The organism is Streptomyces sp. BR123, from assembly GCF_013401435.1.
Lineage (GTDB): Bacteria > Actinomycetota > Actinomycetes > Streptomycetales > Streptomycetaceae > Streptomyces.
On sequence record NZ_JACBGN010000039.1, the window covers coordinates 20,914 to 38,783 of the forward strand.

Annotated in this window: 13 protein-coding genes; 7 read left to right on the forward strand and 6 right to left on the reverse strand. The window is 75.3% G+C overall.

Annotation, left to right across the window (positions count from 1 at the left end; all coding sequences use genetic code 11):
• Both HYE82_RS09450 and HYE82_RS09455 read right to left on the reverse strand, forming a co-directional pair.
• Positions 1-1,566, reverse strand: coding sequence for a M23 family metallopeptidase (locus tag HYE82_RS09450; RefSeq protein ID WP_309144249.1), 1,566 nt, complete (start codon positions 1,564-1,566; stop codon positions 1-3).
• Positions 1,567-1,787: 221 nt separating this feature from the next.
• Entirely contained in the window at positions 1,788-2,585 is a 798-nt protein-coding gene (locus HYE82_RS09455) for a triacylglycerol lipase (RefSeq protein ID WP_256987034.1), read from the reverse strand.
• 220 nt (positions 2,586-2,805) lie between these two features.
• On the opposite strand from HYE82_RS09455, the gene HYE82_RS09460 reads away from it, so the two are divergent.
• A complete protein-coding gene (locus tag HYE82_RS09460; protein WP_179173502.1) occupies positions 2,806-3,207 on the forward strand; it encodes a cobalamin B12-binding domain-containing protein in 402 nt (133 codons plus the stop codon).
• A 286-nt stretch (positions 3,208-3,493) separates the two neighbouring features.
• On the opposite strand, the gene HYE82_RS09465 is transcribed toward HYE82_RS09460, so the two are convergent.
• Positions 3,494-5,074 carry a DUF5691 domain-containing protein gene (locus tag HYE82_RS09465; RefSeq protein ID WP_179173503.1) on the reverse strand — a complete coding sequence of 527 codons (1,581 nt, stop codon included), beginning with the start codon at positions 5,072-5,074 and terminating at the stop codon, positions 3,494-3,496.
• Between the two features lie 239 nt (positions 5,075-5,313).
• Entirely contained in the window at positions 5,314-6,660 is a 1,347-nt protein-coding gene (locus HYE82_RS09470) for an SWIM zinc finger family protein (RefSeq protein WP_179173504.1), read from the reverse strand.
• A 135-nt stretch (positions 6,661-6,795) separates the two neighbouring features.
• Here HYE82_RS09470 and HYE82_RS09475 point away from each other — a divergent pair, with 135 nt between their 5' ends.
• The 5 genes from HYE82_RS09475 (at position 6,796) to sucD (ending at position 14,131) form a co-directional block, all read left to right on the forward strand.
• The gene (locus tag HYE82_RS09475) at positions 6,796-7,902 is read left to right on the forward strand and encodes an AAA family ATPase (RefSeq protein ID WP_179173505.1); all 1,107 of its coding nucleotides are present in this window, start codon (positions 6,796-6,798) and stop codon (positions 7,900-7,902) included.
• Entirely contained in the window at positions 7,899-10,268 is a 2,370-nt protein-coding gene (locus tag HYE82_RS09480) for a DUF5682 family protein (protein WP_179173506.1), read from the forward strand. Before HYE82_RS09475 ends, HYE82_RS09480 begins: the two co-directional genes overlap by 4 nt.
• A gap of 304 nt (positions 10,269-10,572) precedes the next feature.
• The gene (locus HYE82_RS09485; RefSeq protein WP_179173507.1) at positions 10,573-11,760 is read left to right on the forward strand and encodes a VWA domain-containing protein; all 1,188 of its coding nucleotides are present in this window, start codon (positions 10,573-10,575) and stop codon (positions 11,758-11,760) included.
• Between the two features lie 260 nt (positions 11,761-12,020).
• Positions 12,021-13,217, forward strand: a complete 1,197-nt coding sequence (sucC, locus tag HYE82_RS09490) for an ADP-forming succinate--CoA ligase subunit beta (protein ID WP_179173508.1) — start codon at positions 12,021-12,023, stop codon at positions 13,215-13,217.
• A gap of 23 nt (positions 13,218-13,240) precedes the next feature.
• Complete coding sequence (gene sucD / locus HYE82_RS09495) at positions 13,241-14,131, forward strand: succinate--CoA ligase subunit alpha (protein ID WP_179173509.1); 891 nt, start codon at positions 13,241-13,243, stop codon at positions 14,129-14,131.
• A gap of 81 nt (positions 14,132-14,212) precedes the next feature.
• Here the strand turns inward: sucD and HYE82_RS09500 are convergent, their stop codons facing one another.
• Positions 14,213-15,184, reverse strand: a complete 972-nt coding sequence (locus HYE82_RS09500; protein ID WP_179173510.1) for a hypothetical protein — start codon at positions 15,182-15,184, stop codon at positions 14,213-14,215.
• Between the two features lie 108 nt (positions 15,185-15,292).
• On the opposite strand from HYE82_RS09500, the gene HYE82_RS38900 reads away from it, so the two are divergent.
• Entirely contained in the window at positions 15,293-17,212 is a 1,920-nt protein-coding gene (locus HYE82_RS38900) for a DUF6350 family protein (protein WP_179173511.1), read from the forward strand.
• Positions 17,213-17,341: 129 nt separating this feature from the next.
• Here HYE82_RS38900 and HYE82_RS09510 read toward each other — a convergent pair whose 3' ends face one another.
• Complete coding sequence (locus HYE82_RS09510) at positions 17,342-17,842, reverse strand: hypothetical protein (protein WP_179173512.1); 501 nt, start codon at positions 17,840-17,842, stop codon at positions 17,342-17,344.
• Between the last annotated feature and the right edge of the window lie 28 nt (positions 17,843-17,870).

The following is a 17,870-nucleotide window of genomic DNA, read 5'->3' on the forward strand; positions in this document are numbered from 1 at the left end:
TCAGTTCGGGTTGAGGCCGTGGCTGCGCAGCCAGGCCGCGGGGTCGATCGCGGACCCGCCGCCGGGCCGGACCTCGAAGTGGAGGTGCGGGCCGGTGGAGTTGCCCGAGTTGCCCGAGTACGCGATGACGTCGCCGGCCTTGACCTTGCCGGACCGGATCTTGGTGCTGCCCAGGTGGCAGTACCAGGTCTCGGTGCCGTCGGGGGACGTCACTATCGCCATGTTGCCGTAGGCGCTGTTCCACTGGGTGCGCACGGTCCCGTCGGTGGCCGCCATGACCGGCGTGCCGTAGCCGACCGGGAAGTCGATGCCGGTGTGCACGGACATCCACATGCCGCCGGCCTGGCCGAAGCTGGCGCTCAGGCCGCGCTGCGCCACGGGGACCGCGAACTTGGGGCGGGCCGCTTCCTTGGCCGCCTCTTCGGCCAGCTTCCGCTTGCGCTCCTCGTCCTGGCGCTGGCGCAGGTCGATGCGCTCCTGCGTGCGGCTCGCGCGGTCCGCGAAGTCGCCCGCGTCGGCGCTGAGCGCCTCCAGCTGGGTGTCGAGCTTGCTGTTGGCGGCCACGGGCTTGACCGACGCCGGGTCGGGCGCGGCCACCGTCGTGGTCTCCTCGGCGGGCTTCTGGCTGCCGGTGAGGCCGCCGACGGAGGCGGCCGCGACACCGGCGATGCCCATCACGCAGGCCGAGGGAACGGCCACCGTCAGCAGGGCGGAACGCTTCGCCGGGGTGCGGCGGCGGCTGTTGCCGGAGGTGTGCGGGGCCTTGGCGCCGGCGCGGCGCGAGGCGCGCGACCCGGACGGCGGGCCGGCCGGGGAAGCCGCCGGGGTGATGGGCATGGCCTGGGTGGGCATGTCGTGCACCTGGCCGGCGAGGACGCCGAGGTCCGACTCCCCGTCGGGGTCCAGGTCCAGGTCCAAGCCCAGGTCGAGGTCCAGGTCATCGTGGTCCGCGTCCGAGGCGGTCTCGGCGGCGTCGTCGCCGAGGGCCTCGAAGACGGCCGTCTCGGTGTACGCGTCGGCGGCGTCGGCGGCAGGCTCCTGGTATTCGTACGCCTGCTGCGTCTGAGGCTGCTGCTGTGCCTGTGCCTGTGCCTGTGCCTGCTGCTGCTCGAAGTCGAACGAGAACGTCTGGGTCTGCTGCTGGTCCTGCGGGACCGTGTTCCAGGCGGTGGCGTCGTACGAGCCCGTCTCGGCGCCGGTGGTGCCGTAGCCCGGCACCGCCCACTGGCCGGTCTGCTCGTAGCCGAACGCGGCGGCGGTGGACTGGTAGTCCGGGGTCTGTGCCGTCCAGGCTGCCGTGTCCCACTGGCCCGTGCCCGTGGCGGTGTCCGCGGGGGCGCCCTGGGCCGGGACGGTCGGCAGGTAGCCGTCCTGGGGGTAACTCGGCTGCGGAGCCCAGGCGGTGGTGTCGTACGAGCCGGTGTCGTACGCGCCGTACGAGGTGTAGGCGTACCCCTGGCCCTGCGTTTCGTAGGAAGCGTAGGGCGAATCGCCGCCGAAGGTGGTGGTGGAAAGGCCGTCGTACCCGGACTCGGGATACAGGCCCGACGAGGGGCGGTCGTTCACCAACTTCTCTTTCGCCTCGGCAGTGGGGGCCTGGGTGGCCAGGGAATGGGGGGTTCCCTGGGGAGAGCAGTGGCGTGACTGTACCCGGCGGTCACTGGCCACGACAATCTTCGGCGGGCTCCAAGCTGAGCGGAACCGGGCATTCGGCCGTGTTTCGGTCGCCTTCATGCCCAGCCTTGGCCTTGAGTTCGAAATTCGTTCGACTCCGGTCCGGTGGGTGTTCACGCGACGGAGGCGGTGTCCCCAGGGGGTTCGACGGCCGCCGGACCGGGCCCGTCGAGGGCGCGCAGGACGGCTGCCGCGACGGCCGGATGGGCCGCCAGTGCGAGATGCCCGATACCCATGACCTGGATGTTCTCGGCGCGCAGGTCCGAGTGTTCGATGCGCGCCGTCCCTGGCGGGTCCATCAACTCGTCGAACTCGGTCCAGAACGCCACGCATCGGGTACGGCAGCCGGGCGCGGGTGCGCGCAGCTCGGCGATGACCGCGGAGGCCGGGCGGATCTGGCGGACGAGGGGGTGCGCGTCCATGAAGGGCGCGATCCGCGTGCCGGAATGCGGCGTGCCGAGCGTGACGAGGGTGCCGACGCGGGCATCGCCGCCGAGGCGCTGGACGTAGTACCGGCCCACGAGCCCGCCCAGGCTGTGGCCGACCAGGTCGATGCGGTCCCGGCCGGTGCGCTCGCAGAACTCCTCGACCCGCCGGGCCAGGCTGCGGGCGGCGACCCGCAGATCGAGGGTGAGCGGCGAGTAGTTGTACGCCTCCACCCGCCGACCGCCGCCGGCGGTGAGGGCGCGGCGCAGCAGGACGAAGACGGACCGGTTGTCGCTGAATCCGTGCAGCAGGAGCACGGGCGGCCGGGGCCCGGAGGGCGAATCCTCGCCCGAAGGCCGCTCCTGCCGGACTCCGGTCGGGTAGTGCAGCAGATGGGCGCCGAACAGGATGGCTTCGAGCACCCCGGCCCGCAGCGCGGCCCCCGAGACCGGCGCTGATCCGTATGCGGGTATGGACAGCCCCATCGACGGCCTCCCTGGCCTCCCCATGACCGTGAACGGGACTGCGGTCGGCCGCGCCGCCGTGCCGTGCGGCTGTCGGTACGGTGGCGCGGCGATCCGGTGCGGTGCGGCTCCTGGCGGTGAATCACGCCGTCCCACGTGTGATTTCCCCCTCGTGCTTGACCGTGAAACGGCGGCGTGCGCGATGCTGTGCTTAACGTTCGTTCACTCGGGAGGCAGTGCGATGGGTGTGACCGGTCCGATCCGTGTGGTGGTGGCCAAGCCGGGTCTCGACGGCCACGACCGCGGCGCGAAGGTGATCGCCCGCGCCCTGCGGGACGCCGGCATGGAGGTCATCTACACGGGCCTGCACCAGACCCCCGAGCAGATCGTGGACACCGCGATCCAGGAGGACGCCGACGCGATCGGCCTGTCGATCCTGTCGGGCGCGCACAACACGCTGTTCGTCCGCGTCCTGGAACTCCTCAAGGAGCGCGAGGCCGAGGACATCAAAGTGTTCGGCGGCGGCATCATCCCGGAGGACGACATCGCCCCCCTCAAGGAGAAGGGCGTGGCCGAAATCTTCACCCCGGGCGCCACGACGACCTCCATCGTCGACTGGGTCCGCGACAACATCCGCCACTGACGACCCGGCCCCGCCGAACCCGGCCCCGCCGGCGCGAACCAGTGCGCCGGGGCCAACCCCGTAGCGCCGGTGCGAATCCAGCCCCGCCGGCGTGCGAGGCGCCACCCAGGCACGACTGCCCCGCACCTCGCGCCCCGCGGCTCGCGCCCCGCGGCTCGCGCCCGGATCCGGCGCCGCCGTCCGGCGATTCCATCCCCGCCGGAGCCCGGGCAAACCCCGCCGGCGTGCGAGGCGCCGGGGTGCGGGGCGGCGCCCGGGCACGGCGCGAGCCACGCGGCGGGGACCGTCAGGCGGGTGGGGCCGGATCCAGCTCGGCGAGCATGGCGGCCCGCAGCCGCAGGGTGGCGACGAGCCGCTGGAACGCCTCGGCCCAGTAAGCCGCCGCCCCGGCAGCCCCGTCCTCGGGGTACTCCGCGGCGGTGGTGAGCGCCTCCAGCCGGCCGGCCTCCGCAGGATCCAGGCACCGCTCGGCCAGCCCCATCACCCCGCTGAAGCTCCACGGGTAGCTGCCCGCCTCCCGCGCCGCGTCCAGCGCGTCGACCACGGCCCGGCCGAGCGCCCCCGCCCACGGCACCACGCACACGCCGAGGAGCTGGAACGCCTCCGACAGCCCGTGCGCCCGGATGAACCGTGCGACCCAGTCGGCCCGTTCTCCGTCCGGCAGGACCGACAGCAGTTTGGCCCGCTCCGCGAGCGACGCAGTCCCCGGCGCGGTCGCGGGCGGCGCGGACGCCGCGCCGAGCAGGGCCCGGGACCATTCCGCGTCCCGCTGCCGCACGGCCGCCCGGCACCACGCCGCGTGCAGTTCCTCCCGCCAGCTCTCGCCGTCGGCCATCGGCAGTGCCACGATCCGCTCCGGGTCGAGCCCCCCGAACCGTTCCCTCCAGCAGGACAGCGGCGCCGCCTCCACGAGCTGGCCGAGCCACCAGGCCCGCTCCCCGCGCCCGGCGGGGGGCCGTTTCGCCACCCCGTCGCGCAGCATCCCCGCGTCGCATTCGGCCGGCGGGACCACGCCCTGCGGTCCCACGCAGGCCACGGCCCGCCGTGCCATCCGCCCGGCCAGCGCCGAGCCGGGCAGTGCGGACAGGAGTTCGGCCGCCGTCGCCCGGACGTTGCGGCTCCGGTCGCCCAGGGCCGCCTCCAGGAAGGGCTCGTCCTGCTCCGACAGCCCGACCCGCAGTGAATCGAGGAACATCAGCCGGTCCTCGGCCCGCTCGGTGGTCCAGGTTCCGGACAGCAGCCGTACGGCCGCGGCCGGCTCGTGGGCCCGTACCGCCCCGAGCAGCGCGACCCGCTCCGCGAACAGCCCTTCCTGCCACAGCTGCTCCACCCCGGCCCCGTCCTCAAGGTCGGGCAGTGCTCCACCGGCCGCCCCGCCGCGCAGGGCGAACCGCCAGTCCGGGTTGAGCCGGGCGAGCCACAGGCCGCGCGGTCCGGCGAGGGCCACGGCCTGCGGGCGCAGGTCCGTACGCGCCCGGGCGGCGTCGAGCAGGGCCGGAAGCAGTGCCGCCGGCGCCCGGTAGCCGTGCCGTCCGGCGGCCGACAGCCACTGCGGCAGCAGTTCGGTCAGATCCGGGGCGGCCCCCCGCCGCCCGCTGCCGCTGCCCGTGCCGGTCCGCCCGGCGAGCAGCCGGGCGAGCCGGCGCCGGGCCGGTCCGGGCGGCTCCGGCCGCGGGTCGGCCGGAGCCGGCAGGGGCCGCGGGCCCGCCTCGGCGGGCCGAAGCCCGGCGCGGCGGCGTACGGTCTGCACGGCCGCCGCGTCGAGCAGCGCCGCCGGATCGCCCTGCCGCCGCTCGGTGCCCAGCAGTGCGGCGCCGACCAGCTCCTCCCACTCCCCGCACCCCGTGTACTCGGCCGTGGTGGCCATCGGGTCCCTCCCTCTCGGTGCTGTTCCGTGCTCCGGTCCCGCCCCCTCCGCGGTACCGGAGCCGCTGTTTTTCCCCGTGCCCGGCCCTTCAGCTGGCGTGGTTGTCGTTCATGGCAAGCCCCCCGGCTTCTCTCTCGTTCACGCGGACGCCCCCGCGTCCGTGCGCCCCTCCTCGGTCGGCGCCCCCGCGCCGCCCGTCCCTCGTCCCCCCGGCCCCGTGCCGGCCGCGGCCCGGTCCGTCAGACCAGCGCCACCGGCTCCGGGCAGCCCGGCTGCCAGGCCGTCAGGGGGGTGAATCCGCGGTGCCCGCACTCGCCGAACACCGTCAGCGGCCCCCCGCCGGACAGTGCCGCCAGCTGCCACAGGCCCGACCGGGACCGGCTGCCCGCACCGGACCGCGGGACCGGCAGGGCGCCGGGGCCCTCCGCATCGGCCAGCTGCCAGCCGAGCTCTCCCGGTATCGGGACCACGGGGCCCAGCACCACCGGCCACGACTCCAGCCACGGGTCCTCCCGCAGCGCAGCCCCGTACGCCTCCAGTGCCGCCCCGGTGCCGATCCCGGCCGGGACCCGGTCGCACGGCGCGGCCGGGGCCGACCTCTCCCCGAGGTCCGCCCGCAGCCCCGCCGAGCCGGGACGGAAGCGTGCTTCCGCCTCCACCGCCAGGCCGACCGGCAGCGCGAGCGCCGGCGGCCGCCCGGGCGGCCCGAAGTCCAGGACCAGGGCCGGGCGCCCGCTCTCCAGCCCGCGCAGCCATATCCGGCGGGTGGTGAGCCGGCCGTCCGGCGACACCGAGTCGTACTGGGACAGCACCAGCCAGCGGTCCCGTACGGCCTCCCCCTCCGCGGCGGCGTTCGGGAGCCCCACCCGGCTCCGTACCGTCGCGGCGAGCGGCTCCGGCAGGCCTGCCGCACCGAGCCAGCCCCGGTTCAGCAGGTGCAGCAGCGCGCCCTCCTCCAGCATCCGGGCGGGCCAGCCGGGGCCGCAACCGGGTATCGTCCCCAACTCCCTCACGCGCGCTGCCAGTCCGGGCGCCTGGGCGTCGACCATGCGGGCCGCGGTCTCCTCCCAGGGTGCGTATCCGGACTGCTCCTGGCCGGCGAGTCCGCCGCGGACCAGGTCGGCGAGCCGCTGCTCCAGCTCCGCGACCCCGGCGCCGATCCGGGCCGCCCTCCGTTCGGCCCGGCGGCGCGCCGCCCCGGGGTCGGCCGGTCCGGCGGCCGCGGCCGCCGGGCGGGCGGCCCTCGCGGCCCTCCCGGCCAGCCAGGAGCCGGCCCACCCCGGCGCCTCGGCGGGCTCGCCGAATCCTTCGGCGGCCCACAGGAGCAGCAGTCCCAGCGCGTGCTTGCACGGGAACTTCCGGCTCGGGCAGGAGCACTTGTAGGCGGGGCCGGCGAGGTCCACGACCGTCCGGTACGGCGTGGCGCCGCTGCCCTTGCACAACCCCCACACCGCACCGGAAGCGGAACCTCCGGTCTCGGACCAGGGGCCCGCTCCGCCCAGCTTGGCCCCGGCCTTGCGTGACGCATCGTCAGGAGCCAGGGCCAGTACCTGTTCCGCTGTCCAGCGGACCTGCGAATCGGTCATGGCAACCACCGTAGGGACCCCCACTGACAATCGCTCTGACCTGCAACGACGTTATGAGCAAGGCCGGTTGTCAGTGGCGTGGTGCACCGTGGACAACAGCAGCCGGGAGCGGCTGCCGAGCATCGGAGGGGGACCATGACCACACAGGGGAACGGCACCGGCGCCGAGGCGCTGCGACCGCACGCCGAGGACGCCTTCGCACACGAACTGAAAGCCCTGGCCGCCGCTGACGACCGGCCGCGCCCGGCCCGCTGGAAGCTCTCCCCGTGGGCCGTCGCCACCTACCTGCTGGGCGGCACGCTCGACGACGGCACCGTCATCACACCCAAGTACGTCGGCCCGCGCCGCATCGTCGAGGTCGCCGTCACCACCCTCGCCACCGACCGCGCCCTGCTGCTGCTCGGTGTCCCCGGCACCGCCAAGACCTGGGTCTCCGAGCACCTCGCCGCCGCCGTCAGCGGGGACTCCACCCTGCTCGTCCAAGGCACCGCCGGCACCCCGGAGGAGGCCATCCGCTACGGCTGGGACTACGCCCGCCTCCTCGCCCACGGGCCCAGCCGCGAGGCACTCGTGCCGAGCCCGGTCATGCGGGCCATGGCCGAGGGGTCGACCGCCCGCGTCGAGGAGCTCACCCGCATCCCGGCGGACGTCCAGGACACCCTCATCACCATCCTGTCCGAGAAGACGCTGCCGATACCGGAGCTCGGCCAGGAGGTGCAGGCCGTCCGCGGCTTCAACCTCATCGCCACCGCCAACGACCGCGACCGCGGCGTCAACGAGCTGTCCAGCGCGCTGCGCCGCCGCTTCAACACCGTCGTGCTGCCGCTGCCCGCCTCCACCGACGCCGAGGTCGACATCGTCGCCCGTCGCGTCGACCAGCTGGGCCGCTCCCTCGACCTGCCGGCCCTGCCCGAGGGGCTGGAGGAGATCCGCCGTGTCGTCACCGTCTTCCGCGAGCTGCGCGACGGCGTCACCGACGACGGCCGCACGAAGGTCAAGTCGCCCAGCGGCACCCTGTCCACCGCCGAGGCCATCTCGGTCGTCACCCACGGCCTGGCACTGGCCGCCCACTTCGGGGACGGCGTGCTGCGCCCGTCCGACGTGGCCGCCGGGATCCTCGGCGCCGTCGTCCGCGACCCGGCCGCCGACCGGGTGGTCTGGCAGGAGTACCTGGAGGCCGTGGTGCGCGAGCGGGACGGCTGGAAGGACTTCTACCGCGCCTGCCGGGAGGTGACGGCATGAGCCCGGCGGCGCCCGCGCGGGGGCCGCTGCTGCTGGGCGTGCGCCACCACGGGCCCGGCTCGGCCCGCGCCGTCCGGGCCGCCCTGGACGCGGCCCGCCCGGCGGCCGTCCTGATCGAGGGGCCGCCGGAGGGCGACGCACTGCTCCCGCTCGCCGCCGACCCCGCGATGCAGCCGCCCGTGGCGCTCCTCGCGCACGCCGCCGACGACCCGGGCCGGGCCGCGTTCTGGCCGCTGGCCGAGTTCTCCCCGGAGTGGGCGGCCATCCGCTGGGCCCAGCAGCAGCCCGACCCGGTTCCGGTCCGCTTCATCGACCTGCCCGCCGCACACACCCTGGCCCGACGGCCGGAGGCGGAGGGAGAAGAGGGAGTAGGGGAGGAGGAAGGGGCCGCTGCGGGCGCGCCCGGCACGGTACGGCCCGACCCGCTCGCCGCACTGGCCGAGGCCGCCGGGTACGACGACCCCGAGCGCTGGTGGGAGGACGTCGTCGAACACCGCGGCACGGACCCGGGGGCGGCTCCGCGGGACCCGGCGGCCGCGTTCGAGGCGCTCGGCGAGGCCATGGCCGCACTGCGGGAGACGTACGCCGACCGCGAGGACCCCCGCGACCTGGTGCGCGAGGCCCACATGCGGCAGCGGATGCGGGCCGCCCGCCGGGAATTCGGCGACTCCTACGCCGTGGTGTGCGGCGCCTGGCACGTCCCGGCGCTGCGCACCGGGACCACGGCGACGGCCGACAGGAAGCTGCTGACCGGACTGCCCAGGACCAAGGTGGAGACGACCTGGGTGCCCTGGACGCACCGGCGGCTCGCCCGCGCCGGTGGGTACGGGGCGGGCATCGCCTCCCCGGGCTGGTACGCGCACCTCTTCGCCGCGCGGGACCGGCCGGTCGAACGCTGGCTGACCAAGGTGGCCGGACTGCTCCGCGAGGAGGACCGGCAGGTCTCCACGGCGCACGTCATCGAGGCGGTCCGGCTCGCGGAGACCCTGGCCGCGGTCCGCGGGCGGCCGCTGCCCGGGCTGGCCGAGACCCTGGAGGCGGTCCGCGCCGTGATGTGCGACGGGTCCGACGTGCCGCTCGCGCTCGTCAAGGACCGCCTGGTCGTCGGGGACGTGCTCGGCCGGGTCCCGGACGGCGCGCCCGCCGTGCCGCTCCAACGGGACCTGACCCGGCAGCAGCGCTCACTGCGCCTCAAGGCCGAGGCTCCCGAGCGCGAGCTGGAACTCGACCTGCGCAAGGACACCGACGCGGCCCGGTCCCTGCTGCTGCACCGGCTCCGGCTGCTCGGCATCGGCTGGGGCAGGCCCACCGCCTCCCGGGCCGGCACGGGCACCTTCCGGGAGACCTGGCGGCTGCGCTGGGAGCCGGAGCTGTCGGTGCGGGTGGCCGAGGCCGGGGTCTGGGGCACCACCGTCCTCGCGGCGGCCACCGCCAAGGCGGAGGCGGACGCGGCCGCGGCGGCGGAGCTCGGCGAGGTCACGGCGCTGGCCGAGCGCTGCCTGCTGGCGGGGCTGTCCGAGGCGCTGCCCGCGGTCCTGCGGGCCCTCGCCGACCTCGCCGCGCTGGACACGGACGCGGCGCGGCTGGCCAAGGCCCTGCCGGCCCTGGCGCGCTCGCTGCGGTACGGGGACGTCCGGGGCACCGACGCCTCGGCGCTGGGCGCGGTGGCGCGCGGGCTCGCGGAGCGGATCTGCGTGGCGCTGCCGCCGGCCTGCGCCGCCGGCCTGGACGCGGACGCGGCGGCGGAGCTGCGAGACCATGTGGACGCGGTGCACGGGGCGGTCGGGCTGCTGGAGGACGACGGCCTGCGCGAGCGCTGGTCGGCGGTGCTCGGGACGCTGGCCGGCCGCGAGCCGGTCCCCGGGCTGATACGCGGGCGGGCGGCCCGGCTGCTGCTCGACGAGGGCCGGCTGCCGGCCGAGGAGACGGCGCGGCTGATGGGGCTCGCCCTGTCGCCGGCGGCCGCCCCGGCCGACGCGGCCGGCTGGATCGACGGCTTCGCCGGGGGCGGCGCGGGCGGCGGCACGCTGCTGGTCCACGACGACCGGCTGCTCGGGCTGATCGACGCCTGGCTGGTCTCGGTGCCCGCGGAGGCGTTCACGGGCGTGCTGCCGCTGCTGCGGCGGACCTTCGGGGCGTACGAGCCGGGTGTCCGCCGGACCCTCGGCGAACTGGCCCGCCGCGGGCCGGGGTCCCGGCGGGGGCCCGCCGGCCCGGGCGCGGCCCCCGAGGGCTTCGCCCCCGAGCTGGACCCGGCCCGCGCGGACGCCGTCGTGGACCTCGTCCTCCGCCTCCTCGCGGCAACCGGCGCGGCAACCGGCGCGGGAGCCGGCGCGGGAGCCGGAGTCGCGGCCGCAGGGCCGTGACGCACGCCGCGGCCGGCCCGCCCGGAACGGGCGGAGACGCCGACCCGTACCCGGAACCCCCGGTGACGACGGGGCGCGGGGCCGGGGCCGACTCCGGTGCCGGTGCGGCGATGCCGTGCACGGTCCGGGCGTGCGCCGGGCGCGGGGGGAGCCGCGGCGGAGGGCGCCGGGGGACGGCCGACGGGGCGAGCGGACGAGCGGGACGCGGGGCGGTGCGGCGGCCGGACGGGACCGGGCGCGGAGGGCCGGGGGCGGGGCGCCGCCGACGACGAGGACATGAAGAGGACATGAAGGGGACGCACGGATGAGCGGGACGGGGAACGCGGTGGCGGTGGACGGCGGGGCGGGGGAGGCGGAGCGACTGCGGCGGTGGCGCCTGGTGCTCGGCGGGGGAGAGGCGGACGGCACCGGGTGCACCCTGACCGGCCGGGACGCCGGGATGGACGCGGCGCTCGGCGCGCTCTACGGCGGCGGGGCGGGCGGCGGCTCGCGCCGGGCGGCCGGCGGGGAGCGGTCCGCCGGGCTCGGCGGCTCCGCGCCCTCCGTGGCGCGCTGGCTCGGCGACATCCGCGCGTACTTCCCCGGCCCGGTCGTCCAGGTCATGCAGCGCGATGCCATCGAGCGGCTCGGCCTGTCCGCGCTGCTGCTGGAGCCGGAGATGCTGGAGGCCGTCGAACCGGACGTGCACCTCGTCGGCACCCTGCTCTCCCTCAACGAGGCGATGCCCGAGACGACCCGGGAGACGGCCCGGGCGGTGGTCCGCAAGGTCGTCGGGCAGCTGGAGCGGAAGCTGGCCGCGCGGACCAGGGCCACCGTCGCCGGCGCCCTCGACCGGTCCGCGCGGACCGGCAGGCCCCGGCACGCCGACATCGACTGGAACCGGACCATCCGGGCGAACCTGAAGAACTACCTGCCCGAGTACCGCACCGTCGTCCCCGAGCGGCTGATCGGGTACGGTCGCGCGGCCCGGTCGGTGAAGAAGGAGGTGGTCCTCTGCATCGACCAGTCGGGCTCGATGGCGGCCTCCGTCGTCTACGCCTCCGTCTTCGGGGCGGTGCTGGCCTCGATGCGTTCGATCGCGACCCGGCTCGTCGTCTTCGACACCGCCGTCGTCGACCTGACGGATCAGCTCGACGACCCGGTGGACGTCCTGTTCGGGACCCAGCTCGGCGGCGGCACCGACGTCAACCGGGCCCTCGCCTACTGCCAGTCGAAGATCACCCGACCTGCCGACACGGTCGTCGTCCTGATCAGTGATCTCTACGAGGGCGGCATACGCAACGAGATGCTTCGGCGGGTCGCGGCGATGAAGGCGGCGGGGACCGAGTTCGTGGCCCTGCTGGCCCTGTCCGACGAGGGCGCCCCCGCCTACGACCGGGAGCACGCCGCGGCCCTGGCTGCCTTGGGCGTCCCGGCCTTCGCCTGCACCCCCGACCTCTTCCCGGACGTCATGGCGGCGGCACTGGGGAAGAGGCCCCTGCCGGTGCCCTGACGGGGCCGGGTGGACACCGGCGGATCGCACGAATGCGGGGCCGTGGCCTGAGCGGATCTGTGACAGGTATCACCGCTCAGGTGTGATCTGCGATTTAGGGAGGCAGGTGTCCCGGGGATAACCTGCGAGACGGACATGCCGCGTCCACGGTCACCGTGTGCGCATCCCCTGTGACAGCGCCGTCACGTTGCCCTCCGCGGCACGCCCACGCAGACAACCGCGAATTACTGCGAATCTTTGAAGACAAGGGACGGACGCGCGTGGACCTGTTCGAGTACCAGGCGAGGGACCTCTTCGCCAAGCACGGTGTACCGGTGCTGGCCGGTGAAGTGATCGACACGCCTGAGGCGGCTCGCGAGGCCACCGAGCGGCTGGGCGGCAAGTCTGTCGTCAAGGCGCAGGTGAAGGTCGGTGGCCGCGGCAAGGCCGGCGGCGTCAAGCTGGCCGCCACCCCGGACGAGGCCGTCGCCCGCGCGACGGACATCCTGGGCATGGACATCAAGGGCCACACGGTCCACAAGGTGATGATCGCGGAGACCGCTCCGGAGATCGTCGAGGAGTACTACGTCTCCTACCTTCTGGACCGCACCAACCGCACCTTCCTGGCCATGGCCTCGGTCGCCGGCGGCATGGACATCGAAGAGGTCGCCGCGACGACCCCCGAGAAGCTCGCCAAGGTCCCGGTCAACGCCAACGAGGGCGTCTCCATCGAGAAGGCCCGCGAGATCGTCGCGCTGGCGAAGTTCCCCGAGGACGTCGCCGAGAAGGTGGCCGAGGTCCTGGTGACCCTGTGGGACACCTTCGTCGCCGAGGACGCGCTCCTCGTCGAGGTCAACCCGCTGGCGAAGGTCGCCTCCGGCGACGTCATCGCCCTTGACGGCAAGGTCTCCCTGGACGAGAACGCCGAGTTCCGCCAGCCGTCCCACGAGGAGCTCGTGGACAAGGCCGCCGCCAACCCGCTGGAGGCCGCGGCCAAGGAGAAGGGCCTCAACTACGTCAAGCTCGACGGCGAGGTCGGCATCATCGGCAACGGCGCGGGTCTCGTCATGAGCACCCTGGACGTCGTCGCCTACGCCGGTGAGGCGTACCAGTCCGAGAATGGCGGCGGCGTCAAGCCCGCCAACTTCCTGGACATCGGCGGTGGCGCCTCCGCGGCCGTCATGGCCAACGGTCTCGAGATCATCCTCGGCGACCCGGACGTCAAGTCCGTCTTCGTCAACGTCTTCGGCGGCATCACCGCCTGCGACGAGGTCGCCAACGGCATCGTCCAGGCCCTGCAGCTGCTCAAGGACAAGGGCGAAGAGGTCACCAAGCCGCTCGTCGTCCGCCTCGACGGCAACAACGCCGAGCTGGGTCGCAAGATCCTCTCGGACGCCAACCACCCGCTGGTCCAGCGCGTGGACACCATGGACGGCGCGGCCGACAAGGCCGCCGAGCTCGCTGCGGCTGCGAAGTAAAGGGACGAGGTCACAGACTCACCATGGCTATCTTCCTCAACAAGGACAGCAAGGTCATCGTCCAGGGCATGACCGGTGCCACGGGCATGAAGCACACCAAGCTGATGCTCGCCGACGGCACGAACATCGTCGGTGGCGTGAACCCGCGCAAGGCCGGCACCACCGTCGACTTCGACGGCACCGAGGTCCCGGTCTTCGGCTCGGTCGCCGAGGCGATGGAGAAGACGGGCGCCAACGTCTCCGTCCTCTTCGTCCCGCCGGCCTTCGCCAAGGCCGCCGTCGTCGAGGCCATCGACGCCGAGATCCCGCTGGCCGTCGTCATCACCGAGGGCATCGCGGTCCACGACTCCGCCGCCTTCTGGGCGTACGCGACCGCCAAGGGCAACAAGACCCGCATCATCGGCCCGAACTGCCCGGGTCTGATCACCCCCGGCCAGTCCAACGCCGGCATCATCCCGGGCGACATCACCAAGCCCGGCAAGATCGGTCTCGTGTCCAAGTCCGGCACGCTGACCTACCAGATGATGTACGAGCTGCGTGACATCGGCTTCACCTCCGCCGTCGGCATCGGTGGCGACCCGGTCATCGGCACCACGCACATCGACGCCCTGGAGGCCTTCGAGGCCGACCCGGAGACCGAGCTGATCGTCATGATCGGCGAGATCGGCGGCGACGCCGAGGAGCGTGCGGCGGACTTCATCGCGAAGAACGTCACCAAGCCGGTCGTCGGCTACGTCGCGGGCTTCACCGCCCCCGAGGGCAAGACCATGGGCCACGCCGGCGCCATCGTCTCCGGCTCCTCCGGCACCGCGCAGGCCAAGAAGGAGGCCCTGGAGGCCGCCGGCGTCAAGGTCGGCAAGACGCCGACCGAGACCGCGAAGCTGGCCCGCGAGATCCTGAACGGCGCGAAGTAACCGCTGCCGCCGTCCGGGTGACATGCGTACGGGCGTGGCCCGCATCCCTGAAGGGGTGCGGGCCACGCCCTTTTCGGGGCCTCACTCGGTGCGCGGGGCGAGCCGGGCGGGCCCGGCGGCCGGGTCGGCGCGCAGCTTGTCGTGGAGCTGTTGGTTCTCCTCGGTGAGCTGCTGGGGTCCGCTGAGCGGGGGCACCCCGGACACGCTGACGCCGGGCGGGACCGGGGCCTCGTACCGGGTGGGCGCGGTCGCCAGGGTGTAGGAGGTGGCGACGGCGATCACCGCGGTCACGCCGACGACCGCCTGGGTCCAGCGCCGGGTGCGGTGCTCGGCGGCGCGGCGGACGGCGGCCGGGGGGCGCGGCACCAGCGGCACGGGCGGTTCCAGGGCGCCGAGCCGCTGCTCCAGCAGGGTGAGCCGCTCCTCGGGCGGAGCGCCGGCCAGCTCGGGGACGCGGGCGGCGAGCTCGTCATGGGCGTTCAGGAGGCGGATGCCGGCGGCGGGAGTGCTGGCCTCGGTCTCGGCGGCGGTGTCGGGGAGGTCGAGGCCGGCGCCGTGGTACAGCAGGACGGTGCGGCGGTGGATCGGGGACAGGTCCAGCAGGGCCTCCCTCAGGATCCGGTCGGCCGGGTCGGCCGCGGCCGGGTCGGCTCCGGCCGGGTCCGGGTCCGGGTCCGGGTCCGGATCGGGGATCTCCTGGATGCCGCGGCGGAACCGGTGCCAGGGAGAGAGGGCGTACTCGTACGCGGCCGCGCGCACCCACCCGGCCGGGTCGGGATCGGTGGCGACCTCGGGCCAGCGCGCCCAGGCCTGCTGGAACGCCCGCTCCACGGCCTCCAGGGTCAGGAAGCGGAGCCCGGTCAGCAGATAGGCCTGCCGGACGAGCCCGGGCGCGGCCGCCCGGTAGAGCGCGTCGAACGCCTCGCGGGGGCCCGGCTCGGCAGCCGCGTCCGGTTCGGCAACGCGGGCCGAGGTACCCCGGTCTGACGGGGTGTCCGTGGGAAGCGGGGTCAGGAGGCCGGTGTGCTCCGGCTCCTCGGCGCTTTCTCTCATGCCACACTCCCGGCGATGCCAAAAAAGTACATAGTCATATCTTTAGCGACACAACGGACATTCGCCTATTAACCGCACATATCGCGTGTCGTTGTGCACCATGGCCGAGTGACCCAATTGACCGGACGCCGGGCCCCGTTGCGGCCCGGCCCCCGCCACGCCGCGGCCCGGAGGCGCCGCCGCTCGCCCGAGGCCGCCGCCTGCGTGCTGGGCGGCGCCCTTGCCGCCGGGCTGGGGCTCGGCTTCCTCGCCGTGCTCGTCATCGTGCTGTGGATCAGCTCCCCGTACCCCGACAGCGGTCCCGGCGGGGCCCTGCACCTCGCCGCCGGCCTGTGGCTCCTCGCCCACGGCACCGAACTGGTCCGCTACGACACCCTGTCGGGCGTGCCCGCCCCCGTAGGGGTGACCCCGCTGCTGCTCATCGTGCTGCCGGCGCTCCTCATGCGCCGTGCGGGCCGCCTCGGCAGCGCCTCCGGCGACGCGGGCGCAGAGGCCGAGGGCACCGGCGCCCACGCCGGCGGCGGGAACGGGGGCGGCCACGGCGGCGGGCCGGGCGGCGGACTGCCCGCGAGCGCCGTCTTCTCCGCGGTGCTCTGCGGATACCTCTGCGTCGGCTCCTTCGCCACCGTCTACGCGGCCGACGGCCCGATGCCCGCCGACCCGCTCAGCGCCGCCTGGCACGTCCCGCTCGTCGCGGTGCTCGCCGCGGGCGCCGGGGTGTGGGCGGCCAAGGGCCGCCCGTTCGGACCGCTGCCGCCGCGCGTCCCCGCGGCCGTGCGCAGGGCCGTCGCACGCCCCCGCTACGCGGTCGCGCTGCGCGCCGGGGCGGCCGGGACCCTCGCCCTGACCGCAGGGGGTGCGCTGCTGGTCGGCCTCTCGCTGGCTTGGCACGGCCCGGAGGTCGAGGACGGGTTCCTGGCGCTGACCGACGTGTGGTCGGGCCGGTTCGCGGTCCTGCTCCTCACGCTCGCGCTGCTCCCGAACGCGATGGTGTGGGGCGCCGCCTACGCCCTCGGGCCCGGGTTCTCCCTGGGCGGCGGCGTGAGCGCCACCCCGCTCGGCTTCGCAGGATCGCCCGCACTGCCGGACTTCCCGCTGCTGGCGGCGCTGCCGCCGCAGGGGCCGGGAACCCTGCTGACCTGTGCGACCGCGGTGGTTCCGGTGGCGGCCGGCCTGGTGGTCGGCTGGTTCGCGGTACGCCGGCCGCGCGAGGTCTCGTACGGGGAGACGGCCCTGACGGCGGCGCTCGGGGCGCTGGCGTGCGGGCTGGCGGCGGCCGGGCTGGCGGCGGCCTCGGGCGGCCCGCTGGGCTCGGGCGAACTCGCGCACTTCGGGCCGGTGTGGTGGGCGACCGGCGCGGCGGCCTTCGCCTGGACGCTGCTGCCCGCGGTGCCGCTGGCGATTTCGGTGCACGCCTGGCGGATGCGGCCGGTCCGGCGGGCGGAGCCCGAGGAGGACGACGCATGGCACGCGAACGGCGTGCGGGAGATCCGCTGGGAGACGCTGCGGCAGGCCGCGGGCACCCTGGTCCCGGACCTTCCCCGGGACCCGGCCCGGCCGGTGAGCCCTGCCGAGTCCGCCCGGCTCGCGGCGGCCGATGCCCCGACGAGTGCCGATGCCCCTACGGGTGTCGATGCCTCGCCGGCCGACGGCACTCGGGCGGGCGTCGATGCCCCGGCGGCCGATGCCCAGACGGCCGACGGCAACCCGGCCTACGGCACCCCGGCCGACGCCACCCCGGTGGGCGTCGGCACCCCGGCGCCGCCCGCCCTGCTGCCCTCACCCGCGCCCTCGCCCCCGCCCGGGCCCACGCCGGCAGCCGCTCCGGCGGCCGCTCCGGCACCCGATCGGGATCCCGGCACGGCCAAACGGCCCCGGCCGGTCACGCTCGTGGCGGGGCTTCAGCCGGACCTGGCCCGGCTCGCGGTCCCGGTCCGCGGCACGGCCGCCGCCGCGACCCCGCAGGCCGACGCGGTGCCGTCCGTGGCGGGCGCCCGGGTGCTGGCCCGCCGCAGGCCCCCGGCCTGACCGGGCAAGCGCTCCGCGGGAGGTGTCGTGACGGGCCGGCGGTCGCCCGCGAGCCCGTGGCGGCCGACGCGCAGTTCCCCGCTCCCCTTCGGGGAGATGCCGAACCGCAGCCGACTTCGCCGGGGCCGCTCAGGGGCGGACCTTCAGGATCTCGCCGAGGGCGTTGTCCGGCAGCAGCGTGTTGCACTGCAGCTCCGCCCTCTTCGTCAGGGCGTCGTCGCGGCAGATGTAGAAGTCCTTGTACGCGAGCTGCACCCCGTACGAGCCCAGCGCCAGCAGGATCGCCAGTGTGGCCGTGACCAGACCGCTGACCGCCGCCGCCCGCTGGGGGCCCGCCGCGGGCCCCAGGGCGGCGAGCCCGCCCCCGGCCGCCTGCTGCGGGTCCGCGCCGCCGGCCGCGGCGCCCTGCAGGGGTCCGGCGGCACCCGTCAGGGCCCCCGCGGCTGCCGAGTCCGGCCGGGCCGGCGCAGGCCGGCCGCGCAGGCCGCTGATCCCCCAGTACACGGCGAGCGCGCCGAGCAGCAGCCCGACCGACGGGATCCCGAAGATCCCGAAGAAGAAGCCCCACATTCCGGCGAGCAGCGCGTAGCGGGCGCGCCGCTGGACCGGGTCCGTCGGGTCCCAGCGCACCGGCCCGCCCGCCCCTGTCTCTTATACA